Below are 24,864 nucleotides of genomic sequence, written 5' to 3'. Positions count from 1 at the left end.
TTGGCACATCCGAACACAGGAGAAACCCGATGCGCATCGAAACGTTTGGCAAAGATGTCGAAGTCACCCCGGCCCTGCAGTCCTATGTGGAGGAAAAGCTGGCCCGGATCGGAAAGCACTTCGACCAGCACTGCGAAGCGCGGGTGACCCTCAAGCTGCAGAAGACCGAACACCATGTCGACGCCAGCCTCAACATCCCGGGCCAGACCCTGCACGCGGAGGCCAATGCCCAGACCATGTATGCCGCGATCGACCTGCTTGCGGACAAGCTTGACCGCCTGGTGATCAAGCACAAGGAGAAAAAACAGCAGCACGCGCCGCTGCCGGTGGGCGACAATGGTGGCTGATCGCCACCGTTCCCCGCAGACATGCCCCTGACTGACCTCCTGGCGGCCGTGCAGACCCAGCTCTGCACGGCCACCGACCGTGACAGCGTCCTGCAGGCCGCCGCCGGGTTGCTGGCCTGCCGCCAGGCCAATGCCGAACAGATCTACCTGAACCTGTGCCAGCGCGAAGCCCTGGGCAGCACCGCGATCGGCCACGGCATCGCCATCCCCCACGGCCGCGCGCCTACCCTTGATCGCCCCCGTGGCGCCCTGCTGCGATTGGCCGCCCCGGTCGATTTCGGCGGCGACGAACCGGTGGACCTGGTGTTCGCCATGGCCGTCCCCGCCCACTACACCCACCAGCACCTGATGCTGTTGTCCGAGCTGGCCGAACTGTTTTCCGCGCCGGACATCCGCCAGGCCCTGCGCGAAGCGGGCGATGCCCGGGCGCTGCGCGAGGCGCTGGACATGACCCCTCCTGCGAGTGCCGCATGAATACCAGCATCACCGCCCGTGAACTGTTCGAACAGCAGCGCGAGCGGCTGGGGTTGCGCTGGGCCGCCGGCAAGTCCGGTGAGAAGCGCGAGCTGGAGGCCGGCAATACCGTCTCGCGGCGTCCCTCGCTGGCCGGCTACCTCAACGCGATCTATCCCAACAAGGTGCAGATCCTGGGCACCGAGGAACTGTCCTGGCTGGATGCACTGGAACCACGCCAGCGCTGGGAGACCATCGAAAAGATCATGCAGTCGCACCCGCTGGCGCTGGTGCTGACCCGCAACCAGCCCTGCCCGGAAGACCTCCGCGCCGCTGCTGACGAATCCGGCACGCCGCTGTGGCTCTCGCCCAAGCGCGGCCACGAACTGCTCAACCACCTGTCCTACCATCTGGCGCGTACGCTGGCGCCGCGGGTGATCCTGCACGGCGTGTTCATGGAGATCTATTCCATCGGCGTGCTGATCACCGGCGAGGCCGGATCGGGCAAGAGCGAGCTGGCGCTGGAGCTGCTCACCCGCGGCCATCGCCTGGTCGCCGACGATGCCCCCGAGTTCACCCAGATCGCCCCGGACGTACTCGACGGCACCTGCCCCGAACTGCTGCAGGACCTGCTGGAAGTGCGCGGCCTGGGCGTGCTCAACGTGCGCGAGATGTTCGGCGACACGGCTGTAAAGAAGAACAAGTACCTTCGGCTGATCGTCCACCTGACCAAGCCGATGACCGAACCCACCCCACATGGCTACGAACGCCTGACCGGCGATTCGGGCACCCGCCATGTGCTGGACCTGGACGTTCCGCTGATCACCCTGCCGGTGATGCCCGGCCGCAACCTGGCCGTACTGACCGAAGCCGCGACCCGCCTGCACATCCTGCGCACCAAGGGCATCGACCCGGCGGCTATGTTCATCGCCCGCCACAGCAACCTGCTGGAACGGCGAACACCCTGATTTCCCTGCCCCTCGAAGAGCCTGTCCATGAGCACCGTCACCCCCTCCGCCCCGACCCTGATCATCGTCAGCGGCCTGTCCGGCTCGGGTAAATCCGTCGCCCTGAAGACCTTCGAGGACCAGGACTACTACTGCTCGGACAACCTGCCGATCAATCTGCTGCCCGACTTCGTGCGCAGCCTGCTGGCCAACCATGACGGCAGCGCGCCGCGCCGCCTGGCCGTGGGCATCGACGTTCGCGGACAGGCCGATCTGAGCCAGCTGGGCAACTGGCGGCAGCTGGCCACTGACGCCGGCGTGGAAGTGAAGGTACTGTTCTTCGAGGCCAGCGATGAGGCTGTGCTCAAGCGCTACGCCGACACCCGGCGCCGTCATCCGCTGAGCCAGCTGGGCCTGTCGCTGCCCGAAGCGATCGCACGCGAACGTGAATTGACGGCACCGCTGCGCCGCGAGGCCGATGCGGTGATCGATACCAGCAACCTCAACGTGCATCAGCTGCGGCGGCGGATCATCACCGAGTTCACGCTGGACCATGCCACCGGACTGTCCCTGCTGTTCGAATCGTTCGCGTACAAGCGCGGCGTGCCGGCCGAGGCGGACTTCGTATTCGATGCGCGGGTGCTGCCCAATCCACACTGGGACCCCGATCTGCGTGCGCTGAGCGGCCGCGAACCGGGCGTACGCGACTACCTTGAAGCGCAGCCGGATGTGCAGCGCTATCTGGGCCAGCTGATGGATTTCCTCGATACGTGGCTGCCGAAGCTGGGTGATGGCACGCGCAGCTATGTGACGGTGGCGTTCGGCTGCACCGGCGGCAAGCACCGCTCGGTGTTCCTGGCCGAGCGCCTGGCCCGGCATGCCCGCGAGATGGGCTGGGAAGATGTGGCCACGTATCACCGCGAACAGGATTGAGAGAGTCGGCCGGGCTGCGCCCGGCACCCGCCGGGAGTGCCGGCCGCTGGCCGGCAACAGCAACAGCAACAGCAGAAGCGGCATTCCGTGGGATGGCGGGGCGGTGTGGATCTGCAGGACACGCCGTAAACCACGCTCCGCGGTCCGGCCCAGCCGCTGGCGGCTGGGCGTTCGGGCGCTTGCGAAGCAGTGCTTCGCAAGCAAAGCGCCCTCACCCCTGGGGGCTCGATGGCGCCATCCATGGCGCCAACGGTCCTTCCTGCCCACACCGCCCCGCCTCTGACAGATTCCGTGTGCTGTTGGTGGGTGTCGACCTTGGTCGACACGATCCACGCCATGCGTGGATGAATCTCTGCCAGGCATCGAAAAACGGATGGGGTCGAATCTCTTCTCCAACGGAAAAGGGCTCCCACGCGAGCAACACTGAATACGGGACACAGTGCCCCTCTCCTGCTGCTATCGCCAATTCACCTTGACCTGTTAACGTGCAGTAATGACCTGTGGCATTCTCCTCGTAACACATCCGGGGGTCGGGCCCGCCCTGCTTGAGGTGGCGACCCGGCTCCTGCGGCAATTGCCGCTGAAAACCGAAGCTTTCGAAGTACCGTTCGACGCAGACCTGGACGCCCTGCTCCCGCTCGCCTCGGCCGCCCTGCGGCGGGTCGATGCAGGGGATGGCGTGCTGATCCTGACCGACCTGTACGGCGCCAGCCCCGCCAACCTAGCCGGGCAGCTGGCCCGGTTGGGGACCCCGGTTCGCCGGGTATCGGCGCTGAGCCTGCCGATGTTGCTGCGGGTGATGAATTATCCGGAACAGGGACTGGATCTACTGCCCGCCACAGCCGCGGCGGGCACCCGTAATGGAGCGATAGTCGACGATGCTTGAACGAGAACTCACCGTAAGCAACCGCCTGGGCCTGCACGCCCGGGCCACCGCCAAGCTGGTGCAGACCCTGGCGCCGTTCCGCTGCAACGTGACCATGGCCGCCAAGGGCCGTGAGATCAACGCCAAGAGCATCATGGGCGTGATGCTGCTGGCCGCCGGCCAGGGCACTCCGGTCACGGTGCGCATCAACGGCGAGGACGAAGCCGCCGCGATGGAAGCGGTGGTCGGTCTGTTCGAGCGCCGCTTCGACGAGGACAGCTGAGCGTGCCGCGCGCGCGCGCCGGCCAGGTTCCTTCCGGCCAGCGGCCGGTCCAGCTGCTGGCTGGGCACGGTGCTGCCCGTGGCGCGGCGATGGGCCGCGCACGGGTACGCCTGCCGCATGCGCTGGAGGTGGCCGAGCAACGCATCGGCGCCCACCAGGTCGAGGCCGAGCTGGCCCGCCTGCATCGTGCGGTGGATGCCGCGCGCACGGAAATGCACGAACTGCGCCAGCGCCTGCATGGCGCATTGAACCAGGAAGTGGGCGAGTTCCTGGACCTGCACGCGCTGCTGCTGGACGATCCCGAGCTGTTGTTCGGGCTGGACGAGCTGATCCGCAGCGGTCCCTACAGTGCCGGCTACGCATTGCGCCTGCAGCGTGACCGCCTGGCCAAGGTCTTCGATGGCATGGACGATGCCTACCTGAAGAGCCGCATGGACGACCTGGACCATGTCATCGGCCGCATCCACGCGTTCCTGCAGCCTGAACGCGCGCCGGTGATGAAGGGCCTGGCCGGCGAGATCCTGGTCTGCGACAACATCGCCCCGTCCGAACTGGCCCAGCTGCAGGCCCAGGGCGTGGTTGGCATCGTCACCGCCGCCGGCAGCGCGCTGTCGCACAGTGCGATCCTGGCGCGCAGCCTGCATCTGCCGTTGATCGTGAACGTTCCGCAGCTGCTCAGCCGCATCGCCGATGGCGACGTGCTGATCATCGATGGCGCCGACGGCAGCATCACCGCCAACCCGCAGGCCGACAACCTGCGTGACTATCGCGCGCGCCTGAAGGAGCATGCGCGCGAGCAGCGCGAGCTCGGCCGCCTGCGCAGCAAGCCCAGCCGCACCCGCGACCAGGTCGACATCGCCCTGCTGGCCAATGCCGAATCGCTGGAAGACGTCACCCAGGCGCACGCGCTGGGCGCGCAGGGACTGGGCCTGTACCGCACCGAGTTCCTGTTCCTGCAGCGCAACGAGCTGCCGGATGAAGAAGAACAGTTCCAGACCTACCGGGATGCCGCGTTGGGCATGAGCGGGCGACCGGTCACCATCCGCACGCTCGATCTGGGCGCGGACAAGGCCGACCGCACCGGCCTGACCCTCAGCAATGAAGAGAACCCCGCCCTGGGTCTGCGCGGCGTACGCCTGTCGCTGGCACGCCCGAAGGTGGCCGATACCCAGCTGCGCGCGATCCTGCGCGCCTCCGCCTACGGCAAGCTGCGCGTGCTGGTGCCGATGGTCAGCACCCGCGAGGAGCTGCTGGCGGTGCGCCGGCGCATGCTCAAGCTGACCGAACAGCTGCGCGGCGAGGGCCACATGGTGTCCGACCACGTGCCGCTGGGCGCGATGATCGAAGTTCCTGCGGCAGCACTGGCGCTGGAGAGCTTCATCGACCTGGTCGATTTCCTGTCGATCGGCACCAATGACCTGGTGCAGTACCTGCTGGCCGCCGACCGCAACAACGAGGCACTGGGCGAACTGTATTCGCCACTGCATCCGGCCGTGCTGCGACTGCTGCAGATGGTGATCGAGACGGGCGCGCGTCACCGCATCCCGGTGGCGGTCTGCGGCGAGATGGCCGGCGACGCACGGATGACCCCGCTGCTGCTGGCGCTGGGCCTGACCGAGTTCAGCCTGCACCCCGGCACGCTGCTGGAAGTGCGCCGTGCGATCCGCGATGCCGATCTGGCCGCATTGCGCGCGCGCGCGCCCAAGCTGCTGGCCGCACGCGACCGCCGCGCGATCGAGCGCTGGCTGGCGCTGGTGGCCGAAACGGCCTGACTGCCGAGGGTAGTGCTGGTCGCTGGCCGGCAATCTCGTGGACTTCGATGGGGACGATTGCGGGCCAGCGGCCGGCGCAACCACCGCCCCTCGGCTATGCGTTGAAACATCCCCTTGCGATAATGACGCGCTGAACACCCCTGTTGCCGCATCCTTGCCGGGATCGCGGCTTTTCTTATCCCGCGGGAGCTGCGATGGCTGAAGCCGTACGCCACGACAAGACTGCGCGCCAACTGCGGATGCTGTCCGACGCACTGGACAGCGGTCGGCTGGGCCCGGTGCGTCGCCTGGTCAACACCCTGGCCCCGGCCGAGATCGGCAACCTGCTTGAATCGCTGCCGCCGGGCAAGCGTGAGGTGGTGTGGGGCCTGGTCGATCCGGAAGATGACGGCGAGGTGCTGGTCCACGTCGGCGACGACGTGCGCGAGAGCCTGCTCGCGGACATGGACCCGGACGAAATCATCGCCGCGGTCGAAGACCTGGACATCGACGACCTGGCCGACCTGGTCGAAGACCTGCCCGATACGGTCATCGACGAAGTCCTCAAGTCGATGGACCGCGAGAACCGCGAGCGCCTGGAACAGGTGCTGTCCTATCCCGAGGACAGTGCCGGCCGCCTGATGAACCCGGACGTGGTGACCGTGCGCGCCGACGTCAACGTGGACGTGGTGCTGCGCTACCTGCGCCTGCGCGGCGAACTGCCGGACCACACCGACCACCTTTTCGTGGTCAGCCGGCGCCATCAGTACCTTGGCCGGGTGTCGCTGGCGGCACTGGTGACCCACGAGGACACCACCCCGATCAACCGCCTGATCGACGACGAGCAGCCGGCCATCGACGTCGGCGAGAGCGACCAGGAAGTCGCGCGGCAGTTCTCCGACCATGACTGGATCTCCGCACCGGTGGTGGACGAGAACAACATCCTCGTTGGTCGCATCACCATCGATGACGTGGTCGACATCATCCGTGGCCAGGCCGAGCACCAGGCGCTGGGCGCCGCCGGCCTGGACGAGGACGAGGATCTGTTCAGCCCGGTCTGGCGCGCCATGCGCCGCCGCCTGATGTGGCTGTCGATCAACCTGTGCACGGCCTTCCTGGCCTCCAGCGTGGTCGGTCACTTCGAGGGCACCATCGACAAGCTGGTGGCGCTGGCGGTGCTGATGCCGATCGTGGCCGGCCTCGGTGGCAACGCCGGCACCCAGGTGCTGGCGCTGATGGTGCGCGGCCTGGCGCTGGGCCAGGTGGGCGCCTCCAACGCGCGCACCCTGCTGTGGAAGGAAGTGCGTGTTGCGCTGCTGAACGGCGTGATGCTCGGCTCGGTGCTGGGCCTGATCGTATTGGCCTGGTTCCATTCACCCGGGCTGTCTGCGGTGATCGCCATCGCGCTGACCTGCAACCTGCTGTTCGCAGCGCTGGCCGGCGTGCTGGTGCCGCTCACACTGAAACGCTTCGGCTTCGATCCAGCGCTGGCCAGCGGTATCTTCCTGACCGCAGTGACCGACTCGATGGGCTTCTTCACTTTCCTCGGCCTGGCCACGCTGGTGCTGCTGCACTGACCGCATCGAGGATCGGCCCCCGCCACGCGGGTCGTTGACTCCACCCAACCGGAACACCCATGGCAACAACGATCGAAAACTATTTCCAGCCCGGCTGGCGCGACCAGCAGCACACCTGCCCGGCCTGCGAGTGGAAGGGCAGCTCGCGCGCCATGGAGATGGAACTGGACGAGGACGCCACCGAGTATGACTGCCCGGTCTGCGAGAACCCGCTGCTGGTGGTCCTGCACCCGGATATGGCGCAGGTGCAGGCTGCGGCGGCGGCAGGCAATGCCGAAGCGCAGGAACAACTGGACATCATTGCCAGCTTCCCGCGCCCGCAGTGACGCGGCGCACGATGCCGCGCTGGCGACAGCGGACTACGATGCAGGCGATCTCGCCACTTCGGGAAACCCCATGGTCCGTTTGCTGTCGCGCTGGCTGCCACTGCTGGCCCTTCTGTTGATGAGCGGCTGCACGTCGCTGCCGGATGGCGCGCGGGGTCGCTTCGAAGCCCGCGCCGTGAAGGTGGATGGCGAGACGGCCTACTACCAGGTATTCATTCCGGCCGCATCGGCGCGTACACCGGGCTCACTGCCGGTCGTGCTGTTCCTGCACGGTTCGGGCGAGCGCGGCGCCGATGGCGTGAAGCAGACCCACGCGGGGCTGGGACCGTACCTGCGCGAGCAGGCCGCCGATTTCCCTGCGTTGGCCGTATTTCCGCAGGCGCCGGGACGCGGGGAATGGAGCGGGCGCAACAACCGTGTGGCCCTGGCCGCGCTGGATGCAGCGATCGCCGAGTTCGGTGCCGATCCGGCGCGGCAATACCTGACCGGCATGTCGATGGGTGGCTACGGCAGCTGGAACATCGCCTTGGACAACCCGCACCGATTTGCTGCGATCGTGCCGGTGTGCGGCGCGGTGCTGGCCCCGCGCGCGGTACGTCCGACCCTGTTCGTCGAACAGGTGGCCGGTGAAACCGACCCGTATGCGGCCATTGCCCAGCGCCTGCGGCAGACGCCGATCTGGATCTTCCATGGCGCGCTGGATGACGTGGTGCCGCCGGATGACGACCGCCGGCTGCACGCCGCATTCCAGAACGCCAACGCGCGTGACGTGCGCTACACCGAATACCCGGAAGGCAACCACAATGCCTGGGACGCCACCTACGCCGACCCGGCGATGTGGGAATGGATGTTCGCGCAGAAGCGCTGAGCCATAGCTTCTGCTGGGAAACATCTGTGGGTGGATGCCAACCGTTGGTCGGCTTGGGTATTGGTGGATGCCAACCGTTGGTCGGCTTGGGTATTGGTGGGTGCCGACCGTTGGTCGGCTCGGGTATTGGTGGGTGCCGACCGTTGGTCGGCACTATCTCTCCGCTTCGGGGTAATCCATTGCTTGGTACCTCCCATCGATCTCCCATTGGCACCAGGCATACGGATACTCTCCCACGCAGCTCGCCAAGTTCGCCCTGACCGGGTTGGCGACGATGTACATCGCATGGCGAAACAGTGATTCTTCAGAACGCATGGCGTGATCGTGATAGCTCGATTGCCAAAATGGTCCTGTCTTACCCAGCATGCGGTTGATCCGCAATGCACTGCTCGATTTGAAGCGTTGCATGATGTAGTCCAGCGAGAACGCACGGATCTCCACAAGCCAATGGATGTGGTCCGGCATGACCACATAGGCAAGTGAGTGCGTCAGGCCATCATCATCAATGCGACGGAACACATCCATCACCTCCTGTGCCGCAGTGGCATCATCGAAGTAGCGTCGACGTTCCTGGGTGACGGTGGTCAGGATGTAGGATTGCCCGATCCGGGAATGACGGCCAAGGCGTAGGCGTGCGCGGTTCATGGGCCCAAGCGTGCGCCTGCCGGTATCCCTCTTCTATCGGGCAACCACGTCAGTACAGGTAGGCCCGGAACCATTCAATGGCCAGGCCCGCACTTCACCGCACTGATGGTTCAGTGCCGACCAACGGTCGGCACCCACCAAAGTGGTCAGCCCAGCAGGGTTTCCAGCACGGCCATGCGCACGGCGACGCCGTTGGCGACCTGGCGCAGCACCCACGACTGCGGGCCGTCGGCCACGTCATCGGTGACTTCCACGCCACGGTTGATCGGGCCCGGATGCAGCACCGCAGCGTCCTTGCCGGCACGGGCCAGGCGTTCGTTGGTCAGGCCGTACTGGGCGTGGTACTGCTCCAGCGACGGCACCAGGCCTTCTTCCATGCGCTCGCGCTGCAGGCGCAGCATCATCAGCGCGTCGGCGCCTTCCAGCATCGCATCGAAATCATCGCCGACCACGCAGCCCTTCAGGGTCTCGTCGTCCGGCAGCAGTGACTGCGGGCCGCACACGCGGATCTCGCCCACCCCCAGCGTGCGCAGCGCATGCAGGTCGGTGCGCGCCACGCGCGAGTGCTTCACGTCGCCGACGATCACCACCTTCAGCTTCGAGAAATCCGGGCCCTTGGCCTGGCGCAGGGTCAGCATGTCCAGCAGGCCCTGGGTCGGGTGCGCGCTGCGGCCGTCGCCGGCGTTGATCAGTGCGGTGCCCTCGCCCGCCGCCTCGGCCAGCGCGGCCACGGCGCCGTCATCGGGGTGACGCACCACGAAGCCGCGCACGCCCATTGCTTCCAGGTTGCGCAACGTGTCGCAGGCCGTTTCGCCCTTGCGCGTGGACGAGGTCGACGCGTCGAAGTTCAGCACATCGGCGCCCAGGCGCTGCGCGGCCAGCTGGAACGAGCTGCGGGTGCGCGTGGACGGTTCGAAGAACAGCGTGCATACCGCAGAACCGGCCAGCACGTGGCGCTTGTTGCCGACACGGCCGACTGCGGCGTCACGGATCTGCCCTGCCCGGTCCAGCAACTGCAGCAGTGTTTCGCGCGGCAGGCCCTCCAGGGTCAGCAGGTGGCGCAGGCGTCCGGAGGCATCGATTTGCTGGGCAGTCATGGCGGGAGTCGTGCAGTCAGGGAATGGGGGTGGCGTCGTCGGGGGACGACAGCCAGCGGTCGATGATCACCGCCGCGGCCACAGCATCGAGGGCGGCCGCATCGCGGCGGCGCTTGCGTCCTTCGGCGCGCTCGACGGCGAAGCGGCGTGCGGCCTCGACCGAGCTGGAACGCTCGTCGATCATCACCACGGGCAGCTTGAAACGTTCCCGCAGCTGGCGGGCGAAGCCCTGCGCGCGCTTGCGGTTGGGCTGGTCCTGGCCGTCCAGCGTAAGCGGATCGCCGACCACCAGGCCGTCGGGCTTCCATTCCTTGAGCAGGCGCTCGATCGCGGTCCAGTCCGGGCCGTTGCCGTGCACATCGACCACGGCCACCGCGCGCGCATGGGCGGCGAAAGCACTGCCGATGGCCACGCCGATGCGTCGCGAGCCAACATCGAAACCCAGAACGGTGCCGTCACGGCGGATCGCCGGGGCAGCAGGAACCGGTGCGGGCGCGGCCGGCTCAGACATGGCCGCTGTAGTCGGTCAGCCGGAACAGGTCCACGCCGATGCGCGCAGCCGCCCCCTGCCAGCGCTGCTCCAGCGGCAGCTGGAACACCAGCTCGGCATCGGCCGGCACGGTCAGCCAGCTGTTCTCGGACAGCTCGCTTTCCAGCTGCCCTGCGCCCCAACCGGCACAGCCGAGGGTGACCACCGCATTGGCCGGGCCTTCGCCACGCGCCATCGCTTCGAGGATGTCGCGCGAGGTGGTCAGGTACAGGCCGTCGCCCACGGTCAGGCTGGAATCCCACGCGCGCGCGTCGTCGTGGATGACGAAGCCGCGTTCGGGATGCACCGGACCGCCATTGAGCACCATGCGCGCCTGCAGCTCGCCATCACCGGTGGTGATGTCCATCTGCGCAAGCACTTCACCCAGCGTGTATTCGGAAGGCTGGTTGACCAGTACGCCCATCGCCCCGTTCTCGTCGTGCTGGCAGATCAGCGCGACGCTGCGGGCAAAGGTCGCGTCGAGCAGCGACGGCAGCGCGACGAGCAGGTGATCGGCAAGGGAGGTCGGCATTACAGGCATGGGCCCATTCTACCTGCTGGGGGCGGGATGGTCGCGCGATGGCGCCGAACCGCGATGGGCTAGGATGGTGCTTTGCCACGGAAGGTCATCGATGCAGTCTTCATCGCCCCTGACCCTGCCGGCACGCAGCGCCATCGTCCTGATCGCCCTGCTGCAGGGTCTGATGCTGTATGCCGCGCAGGAATTGTCCGATGCGTGGCCGTTCCGCGATATCGGCTGGCGCTACTGCTGGTACGCCTGGGTGCTGGCCATTCCCAGCGCGGTGGCGCTGAGCCTGGTCGAGCTGGGCCAACGCCGCCTGTGGCTGCAGGCGGCGCTCGGCTCGGTGGTGGTGCTGGCACTGGCCGCCTGGATCGGCTGGAACCTCAATGGCGAGGCCGCACTGGAATCGGGCGCGCTGCAGTTTCCGTTGACCCTGGGCATGGGCGTGGCGGTGTTCGTGGCCCTGCCCTGGTGGCAGTTCCAGCTGCAGCACGGTCAGTGGCGCGCCAGCTACCCCGAGCTGTTCGAGCGCGCCTGGCAGAACGGCTTGACCCTGGCCCTGGCGGCGTTGTTCACCGGGCTGACCTGGCTGCTGCTGTGGCTGTGGGCGGCGCTGTTCCAGCTGCTGGAGGTCACCTTCTTCCGCGATCTGTTCCGCCAGGATGCTTTCATCGCACTGGCCACCGGCAGCCTGGCCGGGTTTGGCGTGCTGATCGGGCGCACCCAGCATCGGGCGATCCAGATCACCCGCCAGGTGCTGTTCGCGATCTGCCGCGGGCTGCTGCCACTGCTCTCGTTCATCGCCGTGTTGTTCGTGCTGAGCCTGCCGCTTGCCGGGCTGGAACCACTGTGGAAGACCCGTTCGGCCGCCAGCCTACTGGTGGTGGTGTCACTGCTGCTGGTGACGTTCACCAATGCGGTCTACCAGCAGGGGGAAGACTCCGCGCCGTACCCTCTCGTGCTGCGCCGTCTGGTCGAGGCCAGCCTGCTGGCGCTGCCGGTCTACGCCGCGCTGGCGCTGTATGCGCTAGGCCTGCGCGTGGTGCAGTACGGCTGGACCGTGGACCGGTTCTGGGCACTGCTGATCGCGCTGGCCGTGGCCGGCTATGCCCTGGGCTATACGCTGGCGGTACTGCGTCGCCAGGGCCGCTGGCTGCAGGCGCTGGAACCGGTCAACCGCTGGATGTGCTGGGTGGTGCTCGCACTGGCCCTGCTCGGCAACTCGCCCCTGCTGGACCCGGTGCGGCTGACCCTGTCCAGCCAACTGGAGCGCCTGCGCGCGGACCCGCCGGCGATCACCAGCAGCGACGTCAACGTGCTGCGCTTCGATCTGGGGCGCCGTGGCGTGCAGGCGCTGCGCGAACTGCAGCGCGATCCGGCCATCACCGCCGATGCCAACGCGCCACAGGTGATCGCTGCAGCACTGGCACGCACCTCACGCTGGGACGACGGCCATCGCCTCGACAAGGGGCCGCAGGACGTCGCCGCCCTGCGGCGCGCGCTGAAGCTGGCCGCCGGATCCAGCTCGCCACCGGACGACTGGTGGAAAGCTCTGGCCACCCGATCGATCAATGGCGAATCCTGCGCACAGAGCGAGCGCGACTGCCTGGTCGTGCATCGCGACCTGGACGGTGATGGTACCGGCGAAGTGCTGCTGTGCGAGCTGTACACCCACCGTGGACCGGACTGCGTGCTGTACGCACGTGGCAGCGATTCCCAGTGGCGCCGGGCCGGTGCGCTGTTCGGCACCGTCAGCGGCCCGGCCGAGGCGATCAACCAGGCCCTGCGTAACGGCAAACTCACGCTCGTGCCACCGCGCTGGCCGATGCTGTCCATCGGCGGGCACCCTGCAGTGGCCATCGATCCCGAACCCGAATCCGAATCCGAATCCGAATCCGAATCCGAATCCGAATCCAACGAGCCTTCCCCATGAGCGGTTACTGCCTGATTGCCCCCGGCCATCCGGTGCACGACTACTACCACGCCAACGAGTACGGCTTCCCGCAGCGGGACGAGCGTGAACTGTTCGAGCGATTGGTACTGGAAATCAACCAGGCCGGTTTGAGCTGGGAAACGATCCTGAAGAAGCGCGAGGGCTTCCGCGCAGCCTATGACGGCTTCGATGTGGACCGCGTGGCGGCCTACGCCGAGCAGGACATCGCGCGCCTGCTGTCGGACCCGGGCATCATCCGCAACCGCCTGAAGGTGCTGGCGGCGATCCACAACGCGCAGGTGATCCAGCAGTTGCGGGCCAGCCATGGCAGCTTCGCGGCGTGGCTGGATGCGCACCACCCGCGCAGCAAGGCCGACTGGGTGAAGCTGTTCAAGAAGACGTTCCGCTTCACCGGCGGCGAGATCACCGGCGAATTCCTGATGAGCCTGGGCTACCTGCCCGGTGCGCACGCCGAGGATTGCCCGGTGCATGCGCGGCTGCTGATGCTGTCACCGCCGTGGCTGCAGGCCGCCGTACGTTGAAGGACGGCCGCCGGGCATGGCCCGGCGCTACCGGAACCGCCACGTAGTAGCGCCGGGCCATGCCCGGCGAACGCGGAGAGCGCGATCACACACCCATGTAGCGGCCAGGGCGGTGGTTGAACATCAGCACCAGGCTGAGCACCACCGCGCCGATGGCCGAATACAGCACCTTCGACGGCGACAGCACGAAGAACGCGGCCACCATCAGGCAGGCGTCGTAGGACATCTGCACCTTGCCCGCGCTCCAGCCACGGGTGCGCTGCAGGTACACCGCCAGGATGCCGATACCGCCGAGGCTGGCACGGTGCCGGATGAAGAACAGGATGCCCAGGCCGGACAATGCGCCACCGACGATCGCCGAATACAGCGGGTGGATGTGCGAGAAGTCGATCCAGCGCGGCAGCAGGTCGGTCAGCACGCCACAGGCGGTGACCGCGGCGAAGGTCTTCAGGGTGAATTCCCAGCCCATGCGCCGCACCGCCACCCAGTAGAACGGCAGATTGACCAGCACGAACACCACGCCGAAGTTCCAGTCCAGCGCGTAATGCAGCAGGAACGCCATGCCGGCCATGCCGCCGATCATCAGTCCACTCTTGGCGAAGATGGCCAGGCCCAGCGAGGCCACCATCGTGGCCAGCACCATGCCCTGCACGTCCTCGGCGATCGAGTGACGCAGCGCTTTTTCGTCGGCGGTGGTACCGGCGCTGTCGGGCGGCGGGGTCAGCGGACCGGCGGTGACCAGGTGGCCGTCAGCGTCGTCGCACGGCGCGGGGCCATGGGAGGGAAGGGACATACGGGTGGGGAACAGCAGGTGGGGAGCGGTATTAGACACGATCTGCATGACAGTTGCAGATGAAATCGTTCAGCTGAATGCGCCCCGCCCTGCCCCGGGCCCGCCGCTGCTCAGCCCTTGCCGGCCAGATGGTGCGCCACCAGCGCGTTGGCATGGCCATGGCCCAGCCCATGCTCACTTTTCAGGAAGCTGACCAGTTCCATGTGTTTCAGGCCCTTCTTCCCTGCCAGCAGCCCGAGCCACTGGGCGACCGGCTGCCCATAGGTCTTCTCGATGGAGGGGAAGTACGAGGCCGGGCCCTTGGGCTTGGTGTCAGTGCTCATGTGCAGCTCCCGTTGAAGTCATTCATTCGACGAACCACAGACGCAGAAATCGACATACCCACACGTCCGACCCAGTGCCGACCAACGGTCGGCACCCACCAAAGCAGAATGCCGTTCCAACAGCTCGCGGGAAATTGTCGAAGGCGGGGTGGCTCAGGTTGCGGGGGCGTGAGCGCCATGGTCCCGAGGCATGCCTCGGACGGGTTGGGCAGGACGCCCAACCCCGGTCTTGCCGTGTGCGCAGGACAGCGCACACGAGCAAGCGCGACCGAGGCTACATGGGTGAGGGCGCTTTGCTTGCGAAGCACTGCTTCGCAAGCGCCCGAACGCACAGCCGCCAGCGGCTGGGCCGGGCCCCGGAGGGGGACTTGCGCCGTCCCCTGCAACCTGAGCCACCCCGCCTCCCACGGGAAGCCAGCTTTTGACGTTGCCGTTGACGTTGATTCGGCAGCTGCCGGGCGCAGCGCGGCCGTATCATCCTCTCATGCCCCGCGAAAACCTCAACGACCTGCAGGCCTTCGTCCACGTTGCCCGCGAGGGCAGCTTCACCAAGGCTGCCGCCCAGCTGGGCGTGTCCCAGTCCGCGCTCAGCCATGCCATGCGCGGACTGGAGCAGCGCCTGGGCGTGCGCCTGCTGACCCGCACCACCCGCAGCGTGTCCACCACCGAAGCCGGCGCCCGCCTGCTGGAAACGCTGGCCCCGCGCCTGGCCGAGATCGAGGATGGGCTGGCCGCGCTGGCCGAGTACCGTGAACGCCCGGCCGGCACCATCCGCATCAATGCCACCGGCCACGCCGCCGAGTACATCGCCTGGCCCAGGCTGGCGCCGCTGCTGCAGCAGTATCCGGACTTGAAGGTGGAACTGGCGGCCGACTACGGGTTGGCCGACATCGTGGCCGAGCGCTACGACATCGGCATCCGCCTGGGCGAGCGGCTGGCGCGCGACATGATCGCCGTACCGATCAGCCCGCCGCTGCGCATGCGCGTGGTCGGGGCGCCCAGCTACTTCCGCCAGCACCTGGTGCCGCGGCACCCGGACGACCTGGCCGGGCACAACTGCGTCACCCTGCGCCTGCCCACGCATGGCGGGCTGATGCCGTGGGATTTCGGCCAGGACGGCAATGAACTGAGCGTGCGTGTGAGCGGCCAGTGGATCTTCAACAGCATGGGCATGACCCGCGCCGCCGCACTGGCAGGCAGCGGGTTGGCCTGGCTGCCGGAGGACCAGGTACAGCCGATGCTGGACGACGGCCGCCTGCTTTCGGTGCTGGACGACTGGTGCCCGCACTTCGATGGCTATTACGCGTACTACCCCTCGCGCCGCCACGTGACCGTGGCGATGCGGACGGTGCTTGATGCGCTGCGTGGGCCGATGGGGTGAGGATCAAGGAGTGCGGACCAACGGTCCGCCCCCACCACCAACGGTCCGCACCCAGCTGTTGATCAGCCCTTGGCCTGGGCGGCGCGCTGCGCGTTGTAGCGCTCGCCGACGATCGACACTTCGTCCAGCGCCTGTGCGATGCGTTGCAGCTCCTCCGGTGCCAGCTGCAGGTCGGCCGCGCCCAGGTTTTCCTCCAGACGATGGACCTTGGTGGTGCCTGGGATCGGCACGATCCACGGCGCCTGTGCCAGCAGCCAGGCCAGCGCCACCTGCGCCGGGGTCGCACCCCGCGCCGCCGCGATCGTGCTGATGCGATCCACCAGCGCCTGGTTGGCGCGACGCGCTTCCACTTCGAAACGCGGCACGCTGTTGCGGAAATCGTTGGCGTCGAAGGTGGTGTCGGCGTTGATCGCACCGGTCAGGAAGCCGCGGCCCAGCGGGCTGAACGGCACGAAGCCGATGCCCAGCTCCTGCAGCGTCGGCAGCAGTTCACGCTCCGGTTCGCGCCACCACAGCGAGTACTCGCTCTGCACCGCAGCCACCGGCTGCACCGCATGCGCGCGACGCACGGTGGCAGCACTGGCCTCGGACAGGCCGAAGTGGCCGACCTTGCCCTCGGCGATCAGGTCGCGCACGGTACCGGCCACGTCCTCGATCGGCACGTTCGGGTCGACGCGGTGCTGGTAGAACAGGTCGATATGGTCGGTACGCAGGCGCTTGAGGCTGGCTTCGGCCACGGCACGGATGTTCTCCGGGCGGCTGTCCAGGCCGGCATCGGTGCGCGCGTCCCTGAAACCAAACTTCGTGGCGATCACCAGCCTGTCGCGGTAGGGTGCCAGGGCCTGGCCGAGCAGGTCTTCGTTGGTGTACGGGCCATACACTTCGGCGGTATCGAAGAAGGTCACGCCGCGCTCGACGGCAGCGTGCAGCAGGGCGATGCCCTGGCTCGGTTCGACCGGCTGGCCGTAGGCATGGGTCAGGCCCATGCAACCCAGGCCCAGGGCGGAAACCTTCAGGCCGCTGCGGCCGAGTTCACGTGTCTGCATCGTCGTACTCCAGAGGGGGAGTGCTGACGATACGCCTGCAGCGGCGATGGATTGAGCCGGTTGGACGACAGTCGGTCATGACTGGAATTCATCAATCGCCTGCGCGCCCAGTAGAGTCGACGGGTAGAGTCGACGGGTAGAGTCGACTGTTAGTCGACTGCGCTTCCTGACAGTCGACTCCACACATCGCCAGGTCACCGGATCTCGGAGATCTCCACCCCATCCAGGCCCTGCGACAGCGTGCGCGCGTCGCCGCCCTGGCTGAGCTTGATGCGCAGGCGCACTTCGTTCTGCGAGTCGGCGTAGCGCAGTGCGTCCTCGTAGCTGATCTCGCCGGCCTGGTACAGCTCGAACAGGCTCTGGTCGAAGGTCTTCATGCCCAGCTGGACCGAGTCCTTCATCACTTCCTTCAGCTTGTGGATCTCGCCGTCGCGGATGTAGTCCTGCACCAGCGGCGTGCCCAGCAGGATCTCCATCGCCACCTTGCGCGAGCGGCCGTCGGGCGACGGCACCAGCTGCTGCGCGACCACGCCCTTGAGGTTCAGCGACAGGTCCATCAGCAGCTGGTTGCGGCGGTCTTCCGGGAAGAAGTTGATGATGCGATCCATCGCCTGGTTGGCATTGTTGGCATGCAGCGTGGCTAGCACCAGGTGGCCGGTTTCGGCGAACGCGATGGCGTGGTCCATGCCTTCGCGGGTACGCACCTCGCCGATCATGATCACGTCCGGCGCCTGGCGCAGGGTGTTCTTCAGGGCCGCTTCCCAGCTGTCGGTATCGATGCCGACCTCGCGCTGGGTGATGATGCAGCCCTCGTGCTTGTGCACGAACTCGATCGGATCTTCGATGGTGATGATGTGGCCGGTCGAGTTCTGGTTGCGGTAGCCGATCATCGCCGCCAGCGATGTCGATTTGCCGGTACCGGTGGCACCAACGAACAGGATGATGCCGCGCTTGGTCATCGCCAGCGTCTTGATGATCGGCGGCAGGCTCAGCTCTTCCACGGTCGGAATGCGCGTCTCGATGCGACGCAGCACCATGCCCACCTGGTTGCGCTGGTAGAAGCAGCTGACGCGGAAGCGGCCGACACCGGACAGGCCGATGGCGAAGTTGCATTCATGCGTCTTCTCGAACTCCTCGCGCTGCGCAGGGGTCATCACGTTGAGCACCAGGTCGCGGCTCTGCTGCGGCGTGAGCGGAGTCTGCGTGATCGGCGAGATCTTGCCGTTGACCTTCATCGCCGGCGGCATGCCCGCAGTGATGAACAGGTCCGAGGCGCGCTGGTGCGCCATCAGCTTGAGGAACGAAGTGAAATCGATGGTGGTCGCGGTGGTGTTCACGGCAGGCTCCCGGAAAAGCGGTTTACCAGGTAACGGTCGGTGGAGGAAACAACACGGAGCGGCCGCGCCATTGCACGCGCCGCCCGTGGCTGCCCTGCCTTACTCGAACAGGCGCTTGTCCTTGGCGTAGTCGCGGGCCTGGTTGCGGGTGATCAGGCTGCGCTTGACCAGGTCCTGCAGGTGCTGGTCCAGGGTCATCATGCCGTACTGCTGGCCGGTCTGGATGGCCGAGTACATCTGCGCCACCTTGTCCTCGCGGATCAGGTTGCGGATGGCCGGCGTGCCGACCATGATTTCCCACGCTGCGGTGCGGCCACCGCCGACCTTCTTCAGCAGCGCCTGCGAGATCACCGCACGCAGCGACTCGGACAGCATCGAGCGCACCATCGGCTTTTCGCCGGCCGGGAACACGTCGATGATGCGGTCGATGGTCTTGGCCGCCGAGCTGGTGTGCAGGGTGCCGAACACCAGGTGGCCGGTCTCCGCAGCGGTCAGTGCCAGGCGGATGGTTTCCAGGTCGCGGAGTTCGCCGACCAGGATGATGTCCGGGTCCTCGCGCAGTGCCGAGCGCAACGCTTCGTTGAAGCCATGCGTGTCGCGGTGCACTTCGCGCTGGTTGATCAGGCACTTCTGCGAGGTGTGCACGAATTCGATCGGATCCTCGACGGTGAGGATGTGGCCGTATTCGTTCTTGTTGATGTAGTCGATCATCGCCGCCAGCGTGGTCGACTTGCCCGAGCCGGTCGGGCCGGTCACCAGGATCAGGCCCTGCGGCTGCTGGATCACTTCACGGAACAGCGGCGGGCAGGCCAGGTCCTCGAGGGTGAGCACCTCGGACGGAATGGTACGGAACACCGCACCGGCGCCGCGGTTCTGATTGAACGCGTTCACACGGAAGCGCGCCAGCGACGGGATCTCGAAGGAGAAGTCCACTTCGAGGAATTCCTCATAATCGCGGCGCTGCTTGTCGGACATGATGTCGTACACCAGCGCGTGGACCTGCTTGTGGTCCAGGGCCGGGATGTTGATCCGGCGAACATCGCCGTCCACGCGGATCATCGGCGGCAGGCCTGCAGACAGGTGCAGGTCGGACGCTTTGTTCTTTACGGAAAACGCCAGCAGTTCGGCGATATCCATGAGCGGCTACTCCCCAATAACGGCTTCGACTGGAAGGATCTTTCCCCGGGCGGCAGTATAGCCTCCTGATTCAATGGAACGCGTTACGTGGCCACTCCCCTGCCCCAGATCCTGAGCAACCTGCATGCCGCCGCCGAGGCGGCCGGCCGGCCCGATCCGCGCCTGCTGGCCGTGTCCAAGACCCAACCGGCCGAGGCCGTGGCTGCGCTGGCCGCACAGGGCCAGCAGGCCTTCGGCGAAAACTATGTGCAGGAAGCGCTGGCCAAGATGCAGGCGCTGCAGCACCTGGCGCTGGAGTGGCACCTGATCGGCCACCTGCAGTCGAACAAGGCCGATGCCGTGGCCACCCACTTCGACTGGGTGCAGAGCGTGGACCGGCCCAAGCTGGTAACGGCGCTGGCGCGCCATCGCCCGGCCGCACGCGGCCCGCTGAATGTGCTGATCCAGGTCAACATCGACGACGAATCCAGCAAGCATGGCTGTGCACCGGAGGAAGTGGACGCACTCGCCGCCGCAATTGCCGCCGAACCCACCCTGCGCCTGCGCGGACTGATGGCGATTCCGGCGCCGTGGCCCGAGGCCGAGCGCCGTCGGGATGCATTCGTGCGCATGCGCACGCTTTTCCAGTCGCTGGCCGCCCAGCACGCGCAGGTCGACACGCTGTCGATTGGCATGAGCAGCGACTACGCCGAAGCCATCGCCGAGGGCGCCACCCTGGTGCGCATCGGTACCGCCCTGTTCGGCGCGCGCCCGCGCCCGGCCTGATTTTCAAAGGAGACGTCCATGGCAACTGATTCCATCACCTTCATCGGCGGCGGTAACATGGCGCGCAGCCTGATCGCCGGCCTGATCCGCCAGGGCACACCCGCCGCGCACATCCACGTCGCCGAACCGGTGGCCGCACTGCGCCAGGCGCTGGCCGCCGACTTCGGTGTGCAGGTGCATGACAACGCGATTGATGCCGCTGCGCAGGGCAGCACCTGGCTGCTGGCGGTGAAGCCGCAGGTGCTGCGTGAGGTCTGCCAGTCGCTGCAGGCGCTGGCCCAGGCAAACCAGCCGTTGGTGGTGTCGATTGCCGCCGGCATCACCAGTGCGCAGCTGCAGCGTTGGCTGGGAGGCGACCAGGCAGTGGTGCGCGCGATGCCGAACACCCCTGCCCTGCTCGGCGCTGGCGTGACCGGCCTGTTCGCCACACCGTCGGTGGACACGCAGCAGCACGCGCAGGCCGAACAGGTGCTGGCCAGCGCCGGGCGCACGGTGTGGATCGAGAGCGAGGTACTGATGGATTCGGTGACTGCGGTCTCCGGCAGTGGACCGGCCTATGTCTTCCTGCTGGCCGAAGCGATGGAAGCGGCGGGTATTGCCCAGGGCCTGCCGGCCGACGCCGCGCGCACGCTGGTGGTGCAGACCCTGCTGGGTGCTTCGCGGATGCTGGCTGAAGCCGGCGAAAGCCCGGCCGAGCTTCGCCGCCGCGTGACCTCGCCGAACGGAACCACCCAGGCCGCGATCGAGAGCTTCCAGGCCGGTGGCTTCGAGGCGCTGGTGGACACCGCACTGCGCGCCGCGCAGGTGCGTGGGCAGGAACTGTCTGCGGCGAATGATTGATCCCGATGTGTGCCGACCAACGGTCGGCACCTACCATCATCCACGCATGGCGTGGATGCTCATTGACCCAACGTGGTCATGACGAAATCCACGAAGCACTGCAACCGCGGGCGTGGCCTGCGGTCGGGCAGGTAGATCAGGTGCATCGGCCGCGCCTCGGGCAGGTAGTCGCGCAGCAGCGGCTTCAGGCGCCCGGCAGCAATTTCGCCAGCCAGCAGCGCCGTCGGTTGCAGCACCAGACCCGCTCCTGCAACGGCAGCTTCGCGCAACGCGAAACCATCGTTGCAGGTCAGGCGCGCTTCCCAGTCCACCTGTTCACCGTTGGCCAGCTGCCAGCCGTGGCCACCGCGCCAGGCCAGATGGCTCAGGCAGTCATGCCCTGCCAGATCGGCGGGCGTACGCGGCGTGCCGCGCCGGCGCAGGTACGACGGTGACGCACACAGGCTCATCGCATACGGCGGCAGCGGCCGCGCCACCAGTTCCTGCGATGGCAGCGGCCCGACCCGGATCGCCACATCGAAACCATCCTCGATCAGATCCACGCGGCGGTTGCTCAGGTCCAGCTCGATATTCAACTGCGGCTGTGCGCGCAGCAGGCCGGCCAGCTGCGGCGCCAGCACGCAGCTGCCCCAGGTGGTCGGCGCACTGACCCGCAGCAGGCCACGTGGCTGTACCTGCAGACCGGCCACATCGGCCTCGGCCTGCTGCACCTGCTCCAGCACCTGCCGGCATCCGGCCAGATAGGCGCTGCCGGCTTCGGTCAGGCGCTGGCGGCGGGTGTTCCGTTGCAGCAGCGCGGTGCCCAGATGCGCCTCCAGCTGCTGGATGTACTTGCCCACCATCACCGCCGACACCTGCAGCTGTTCGGCGGCGCCGGCGAAGCTGCCGCGCTCGGCCACTGCCACGAAGGCCTGCATGCAGCGAAGGGTATCCATTGCTAATCCAAAGTTAGGAATCTGCAAATCATACGCCGCTTACCTAACCCCAATGTGACGGCGCAGACTGCGCTCACACCCTCACGCAAGGAACCGCCATGAAGATCCTCCTCGTCGGTGCCAGCGGCACCCTCGGCCAGGCAGTCGCCCGTCAGCTCGGCCAACAGCATCAGATTCTCGCCGCCGGCCGCAGCAGCGGCGAACTGCGCGTGGACCTGACCGACGACGCCAGCGTCGCCGAACTGTTCTCGCGTACCGGCGCAGTCGATGCGGTGATCTCCACCGCCGGCTCGGTGCATTTCGGACCGCTGCAGGAGATGACGCCCGAGCAGTTCACTATCGGCCTGCAGGACAAGCTGCTGGGACAGGTGCGGCTGGCACTGGCCGCGCAGCACCACCTCAATGCCGGTGGCTCGATCACCCTGACCAGCGGCATCATCAGCGCGCAGCCGATCCGCGACGGCGTCAACGCCACCGCAGTGAATGCCGCACTGGAAGGCTTCGTGCGCGCCGCCGCACTGGAGCTGCTGCCGCGCGGCCTGCGCATCAACGTGGTCAGCCCGAACGTGCTGATCGAATCGATGGCGGCCTACGGCCCCTACTTCCCGGGCTTCGAAGCGGTAAGCGCACAGCGCGCGGCACTGGCCTTCCAGCGCGCGGTGGAAGGCATCCAGAGCGGCGAAACCATCACGGTCTGGTAAGAAAAAGGGGACGGAGGGGATTAAGTCGTTTTCGTCCGCCGGGCATGGCCCGGCGCTACCGGGAGCGCGTTCCCTTTTTGTCGCTCACTCCCAGCGCATCGGGCCGTCGCCGCGTTCGCCGAGGACGTCGCCGGGGTTGGCCAGGCGGCAATGCTGCAGTGACAGGCAGCCACAGCCGATGCAGCCGGTCAGTTCATCGCGCAGCAGCTGCAGCATGTGGATTCGCACTTCCAGCTCGGTGCGCCAGCGCGCGGACAACCTGGCCCAATCCGCCTTGGTTGGTGCGCGGCCGTCAGGCAGGCTTTCGAAGGCACGGCCGACTGCTTCCAGCGGCATGCCCACCCGCTGCGCCACGCGGATCACCGCCAACCGGCGCAGCACGTCGCGGCTGTAACGGCGTTGGTTGCCCGAGGTGCGCAGGCTGCTGATCAGCCCCTTGCGCTCGTAGAAATGCAGTGCGGAAACGGCCACGCCACTGCGCTGGGAGACCTCGCCAACGCTGAGTTCCTGGGATGCCATTGCTTGACCTCAACTATAGTTAAGGTGGCATGCTGCTATCTTCGCCGCCCGTTGACAAGCGCGGCCCGCACCTGACCCGTATGACCCCGACCCTCTCTCCCGCCGACACCCACCTGCCGGCTGACACATCGATCCTGTCCGCGCGCTACCGCGCCACGACCATCGGCATGGTCGCACTGGTCGCGCTGCACGCCTTCGAAGCACTGGCCGTCGCGGCCGCGATGCCCACCGTGGCCGAAGCACTCGATGGACTGCGCCTGTACGCGCTGGCCTTTGGCGGCACCCTGGCCACCAGCGTGATCGGCATGACCCTGGCCGGACGCTGGGCCGACCGCCAGGGCCCGGCACGGCCGCTGTGGTACGGCCTGGCCTGCTTCGTGCTGGGCCTGCTGCTGGCCGGCTTCGCCGTGCGCATGGGCATGCTGGTGGCCGGGCGCCTGATGCAGGGCCTGGGCGCGGGCGCGATTTCGGTCTCGCTGTACGTGATGGTCGGCCGCAGCTACCCCGAGCACCTGCGGCCGAAGGTGTTCGCGGCATTCTCGGCGGGGTGGGTGGTGCCCTCGATGGTCGGCCCGGCGCTGAGCGGCCTGATCGTCCAGCATCTCGGCTGGCGCTGGGTGTTCCTGGCGGTGCCGCTGCTGGCAGTCCCTGCTGCCCTGTTGCTGCGGCCTGCGCTGGCGCGCATGCAGCCCTCCGCCGACAGCAACGACGACGAGGGGCGCGGCAACCTCGTGCGTTGGGCCAGTGGTGCATCGCTGGCGGCGCTGCTGCTGTACTTCGGCGGCCAGCAGCATGGTCCGACCGCCCTGCTCTGCATCGGCGTGGCGATGCTGGCGCTGCTGCTATGCGTGCATCGCCTGCTGCCGGCCGGAACGCTGATCCTGCGCAGGGGCCTGCCCAGCGTGATCGCACTGCGCGGCATCGCCGCTGCCGCATTCTTCGCCTGCGAAGCCTACCTGCCGCTGCTGCTGCAGCGCGAACGCGGGCTCCCGCCCAGCTGGGCCGGCGCGGTGCTCAGCCTCGGCGCACTCGGTTGGTTCGCCGGCTCCTGGCTGCAGGGTCACCAGCAGCGCGGTTGGTCACGCCAGCAGCTGCTGCGCGTCGGCACGGCGATGATGACGGTCGGCATCGCCGCAACGCTTGCGGTGTTGTTCAATGCAGTGCCATTGCCGGTGGCCCTGGTGGGCTGGACGGTCACCGGTTTCGGCATGGGCATGATCTACGCCAGCCTCTCGGTGCTGACGCTGTCACTGTCAGCAGCGCATGAGCAGGGTGCCAACACCTCTGCCCTGCAGCTGAGCGAGGCCCTGTCGGTTGCCACCGCGCTGGCGGTCTCCGGTGCGTTGTTCGCGCTGTTCGTGGAAAGCGCGCCGCACACCGGCTACCTGCTGTGCCTGGCGATCACCTTCGGCCTGGCGGTGCTGGCCGCGGTGATCGCGCGGCGGGTGTAGCGCCGCCGGGTTTCGGT

General features: G+C 67.2%; 27 protein-coding genes and 1 pseudogene. 17 read left to right on the top strand and 11 right to left on the bottom strand.

Translation table 11 applies throughout. From position 1 onward, the window contains the following. Positions 1 to 29 precede the first annotated feature (29 nt). From hpf to AC5P9W_RS04040, 10 genes are all read left to right on the top strand, one after another. The gene (hpf, locus tag AC5P9W_RS04085) at positions 30 to 347 is read left to right on the top strand and encodes a ribosome hibernation-promoting factor, HPF/YfiA family (RefSeq protein ID WP_004147311.1); all 318 of its coding nucleotides are present in this window, start codon (positions 30 to 32) and stop codon (positions 345 to 347) included. Between the two features lie 21 nt (positions 348 to 368). Further along, the gene (locus tag AC5P9W_RS04080) at positions 369 to 821 is read left to right on the top strand and encodes a PTS sugar transporter subunit IIA (protein ID WP_019659451.1); all 453 of its coding nucleotides are present in this window, start codon (positions 369 to 371) and stop codon (positions 819 to 821) included. Then, a complete protein-coding gene (gene hprK / locus AC5P9W_RS04075) occupies positions 818 to 1,768 on the top strand; it encodes an HPr(Ser) kinase/phosphatase (protein WP_019659452.1) in 951 nt (316 codons plus the stop codon). The genes AC5P9W_RS04080 and hprK overlap by 4 nt, the downstream gene beginning before the upstream one ends. Positions 1,769 to 1,795: 27 nt before the next feature. Then, complete coding sequence (rapZ, locus tag AC5P9W_RS04070; protein ID WP_188250360.1) at positions 1,796 to 2,680, top strand: RNase adapter RapZ; 885 nt, start codon at positions 1,796 to 1,798, stop codon at positions 2,678 to 2,680. A 493-nt stretch (positions 2,681 to 3,173) separates the two neighbouring features. Then, on the top strand, positions 3,174 to 3,566 hold the full coding sequence (locus AC5P9W_RS04065; RefSeq protein WP_111103436.1) for a PTS sugar transporter subunit IIA: 393 nt from the start codon (positions 3,174 to 3,176) through the stop codon (positions 3,564 to 3,566). After that, entirely contained in the window at positions 3,559 to 3,828 is a 270-nt protein-coding gene (locus AC5P9W_RS04060; RefSeq protein ID WP_005408385.1) for an HPr family phosphocarrier protein, read from the top strand. The genes AC5P9W_RS04065 and AC5P9W_RS04060 overlap by 8 nt, the downstream gene beginning before the upstream one ends. Before the next feature lie 2 nt (positions 3,829 to 3,830). Beyond that, positions 3,831 to 5,600 (top strand): phosphoenolpyruvate--protein phosphotransferase, encoded by a 1,770-nt coding sequence (gene ptsP, locus AC5P9W_RS04055; protein WP_019659455.1) that lies wholly within the window; start codon positions 3,831 to 3,833, stop codon positions 5,598 to 5,600. 194 nt (positions 5,601 to 5,794) lie between these two features. Further along, a complete protein-coding gene (gene mgtE, locus AC5P9W_RS04050; RefSeq protein WP_019659456.1) occupies positions 5,795 to 7,156 on the top strand; it encodes a magnesium transporter in 1,362 nt (453 codons plus the stop codon). 59 nt (positions 7,157 to 7,215) lie between these two features. Beyond that, positions 7,216 to 7,482 (top strand): hypothetical protein, encoded by a 267-nt coding sequence (locus AC5P9W_RS04045; RefSeq protein WP_019659457.1) that lies wholly within the window; start codon positions 7,216 to 7,218, stop codon positions 7,480 to 7,482. Positions 7,483 to 7,552: 70 nt separating this feature from the next. Then, a complete protein-coding gene (locus AC5P9W_RS04040; protein ID WP_111103434.1) occupies positions 7,553 to 8,350 on the top strand; it encodes a carboxylesterase family protein in 798 nt (265 codons plus the stop codon). Positions 8,351 to 8,503: 153 nt separating this feature from the next. Here AC5P9W_RS04040 and AC5P9W_RS04035 read toward each other — a convergent pair whose 3' ends face one another. The 4 genes from AC5P9W_RS04035 to AC5P9W_RS04020 form a co-directional block, all read right to left on the bottom strand. Continuing rightward, positions 8,504 to 8,995, bottom strand: coding sequence for an REP-associated tyrosine transposase (locus tag AC5P9W_RS04035; protein WP_197574796.1), 492 nt, complete (start codon positions 8,993 to 8,995; stop codon positions 8,504 to 8,506). Between the two features lie 146 nt (positions 8,996 to 9,141). Next, entirely contained in the window at positions 9,142 to 10,092 is a 951-nt protein-coding gene (locus tag AC5P9W_RS04030) for an aspartate carbamoyltransferase catalytic subunit (protein WP_021202595.1), read from the bottom strand. A gap of 16 nt (positions 10,093 to 10,108) precedes the next feature. After that, on the bottom strand, positions 10,109 to 10,603 hold the full coding sequence (gene ruvX, locus AC5P9W_RS04025) for a Holliday junction resolvase RuvX (RefSeq protein WP_005415547.1): 495 nt from the start codon (positions 10,601 to 10,603) through the stop codon (positions 10,109 to 10,111). Beyond that, positions 10,596 to 11,162, bottom strand: coding sequence for a YqgE/AlgH family protein (locus tag AC5P9W_RS04020; RefSeq protein ID WP_021202596.1), 567 nt, complete (start codon positions 11,160 to 11,162; stop codon positions 10,596 to 10,598). Before AC5P9W_RS04020 ends, ruvX begins: the two co-directional genes overlap by 8 nt. A 91-nt stretch (positions 11,163 to 11,253) precedes the next feature. Here AC5P9W_RS04020 and AC5P9W_RS04015 point away from each other — a divergent pair, with 91 nt between their 5' ends. Both AC5P9W_RS04015 and AC5P9W_RS04010 read left to right on the top strand, forming a co-directional pair. Continuing rightward, positions 11,254 to 13,077 carry a DUF4153 domain-containing protein gene (locus AC5P9W_RS04015; protein WP_495218881.1) on the top strand — a complete coding sequence of 608 codons (1,824 nt, stop codon included), beginning with the start codon at positions 11,254 to 11,256 and terminating at the stop codon, positions 13,075 to 13,077. Continuing rightward, a complete protein-coding gene (locus tag AC5P9W_RS04010) occupies positions 13,074 to 13,619 on the top strand; it encodes a DNA-3-methyladenine glycosylase I (RefSeq protein ID WP_021202598.1) in 546 nt (181 codons plus the stop codon). Before AC5P9W_RS04015 ends, AC5P9W_RS04010 begins: the two co-directional genes overlap by 4 nt. 85 nt (positions 13,620 to 13,704) lie before the next feature. On the opposite strand, the gene AC5P9W_RS04005 is transcribed toward AC5P9W_RS04010, so the two are convergent. Next, positions 13,705 to 14,412 carry a YitT family protein gene (locus AC5P9W_RS04005; RefSeq protein WP_029379885.1) on the bottom strand — a complete coding sequence of 236 codons (708 nt, stop codon included), beginning with the start codon at positions 14,410 to 14,412 and terminating at the stop codon, positions 13,705 to 13,707. Between the two features lie 110 nt (positions 14,413 to 14,522). Further along, complete coding sequence (locus AC5P9W_RS04000) at positions 14,523 to 14,735, bottom strand: DUF4287 domain-containing protein (protein ID WP_111098566.1); 213 nt, start codon at positions 14,733 to 14,735, stop codon at positions 14,523 to 14,525. A gap of 484 nt (positions 14,736 to 15,219) precedes the next feature. Here AC5P9W_RS04000 and AC5P9W_RS03995 point away from each other — a divergent pair, with 484 nt between their 5' ends. Continuing rightward, a complete protein-coding gene (locus AC5P9W_RS03995; protein ID WP_111098567.1) occupies positions 15,220 to 16,116 on the top strand; it encodes a LysR family transcriptional regulator in 897 nt (298 codons plus the stop codon). Between the two features lie 62 nt (positions 16,117 to 16,178). On the opposite strand, the gene AC5P9W_RS03990 is transcribed toward AC5P9W_RS03995, so the two are convergent. The 3 genes from AC5P9W_RS03990 to AC5P9W_RS03980 form a co-directional block, all read right to left on the bottom strand. Further along, complete coding sequence (locus AC5P9W_RS03990) at positions 16,179 to 17,162, bottom strand: aldo/keto reductase (protein WP_019659467.1); 984 nt, start codon at positions 17,160 to 17,162, stop codon at positions 16,179 to 16,181. 194 nt (positions 17,163 to 17,356) lie between these two features. Further along, a complete protein-coding gene (locus tag AC5P9W_RS03985) occupies positions 17,357 to 18,499 on the bottom strand; it encodes a PilT/PilU family type 4a pilus ATPase (protein WP_019659468.1) in 1,143 nt (380 codons plus the stop codon). Between the two features lie 99 nt (positions 18,500 to 18,598). Continuing rightward, the gene (locus tag AC5P9W_RS03980) at positions 18,599 to 19,636 is read right to left on the bottom strand and encodes a type IV pilus twitching motility protein PilT (RefSeq protein ID WP_006422551.1); all 1,038 of its coding nucleotides are present in this window, start codon (positions 19,634 to 19,636) and stop codon (positions 18,599 to 18,601) included. Between the two features lie 87 nt (positions 19,637 to 19,723). On the opposite strand from AC5P9W_RS03980, the gene AC5P9W_RS03975 reads away from it, so the two are divergent. Next, positions 19,724 to 20,401, top strand: a complete 678-nt coding sequence (locus AC5P9W_RS03975) for a YggS family pyridoxal phosphate-dependent enzyme (protein ID WP_495218878.1) — start codon at positions 19,724 to 19,726, stop codon at positions 20,399 to 20,401. An 18-nt stretch (positions 20,402 to 20,419) separates the two neighbouring features. Continuing rightward, a complete protein-coding gene (gene proC / locus AC5P9W_RS03970) occupies positions 20,420 to 21,241 on the top strand; it encodes a pyrroline-5-carboxylate reductase (protein ID WP_308305517.1) in 822 nt (273 codons plus the stop codon). A 59-nt stretch (positions 21,242 to 21,300) separates the two neighbouring features. Here the strand turns inward: proC and AC5P9W_RS03965 are convergent, their stop codons facing one another. Further along, a complete protein-coding gene (locus AC5P9W_RS03965; protein ID WP_019659471.1) occupies positions 21,301 to 22,176 on the bottom strand; it encodes a LysR family transcriptional regulator in 876 nt (291 codons plus the stop codon). A gap of 71 nt (positions 22,177 to 22,247) precedes the next feature. On the opposite strand from AC5P9W_RS03965, the pseudogene AC5P9W_RS03960 reads away from it, so the two are divergent. After that, positions 22,248 to 22,877 (top strand): annotated as a pseudogene (locus AC5P9W_RS03960) (short chain dehydrogenase); the annotation flags it as partial. Positions 22,878 to 22,961: 84 nt separating this feature from the next. On the opposite strand, the gene soxR reads toward AC5P9W_RS03960, so the two are convergent. Further along, on the bottom strand, positions 22,962 to 23,396 hold the full coding sequence (gene soxR / locus AC5P9W_RS03955) for a redox-sensitive transcriptional activator SoxR (protein WP_111098569.1): 435 nt from the start codon (positions 23,394 to 23,396) through the stop codon (positions 22,962 to 22,964). Between the two features lie 29 nt (positions 23,397 to 23,425). Between soxR and AC5P9W_RS03950 the strand changes: the two genes are divergently transcribed. Continuing rightward, positions 23,426 to 24,847 carry an MFS transporter gene (locus AC5P9W_RS03950; RefSeq protein ID WP_495218875.1) on the top strand — a complete coding sequence of 474 codons (1,422 nt, stop codon included), beginning with the start codon at positions 23,426 to 23,428 and terminating at the stop codon, positions 24,845 to 24,847. Positions 24,848 to 24,864 lie beyond the last annotated feature (17 nt).

The organism is Stenotrophomonas sp. YJH_SMC_33, from assembly GCF_059372295.1.
This window is presented reverse-complemented; position numbering and strand designations above follow the sequence as displayed.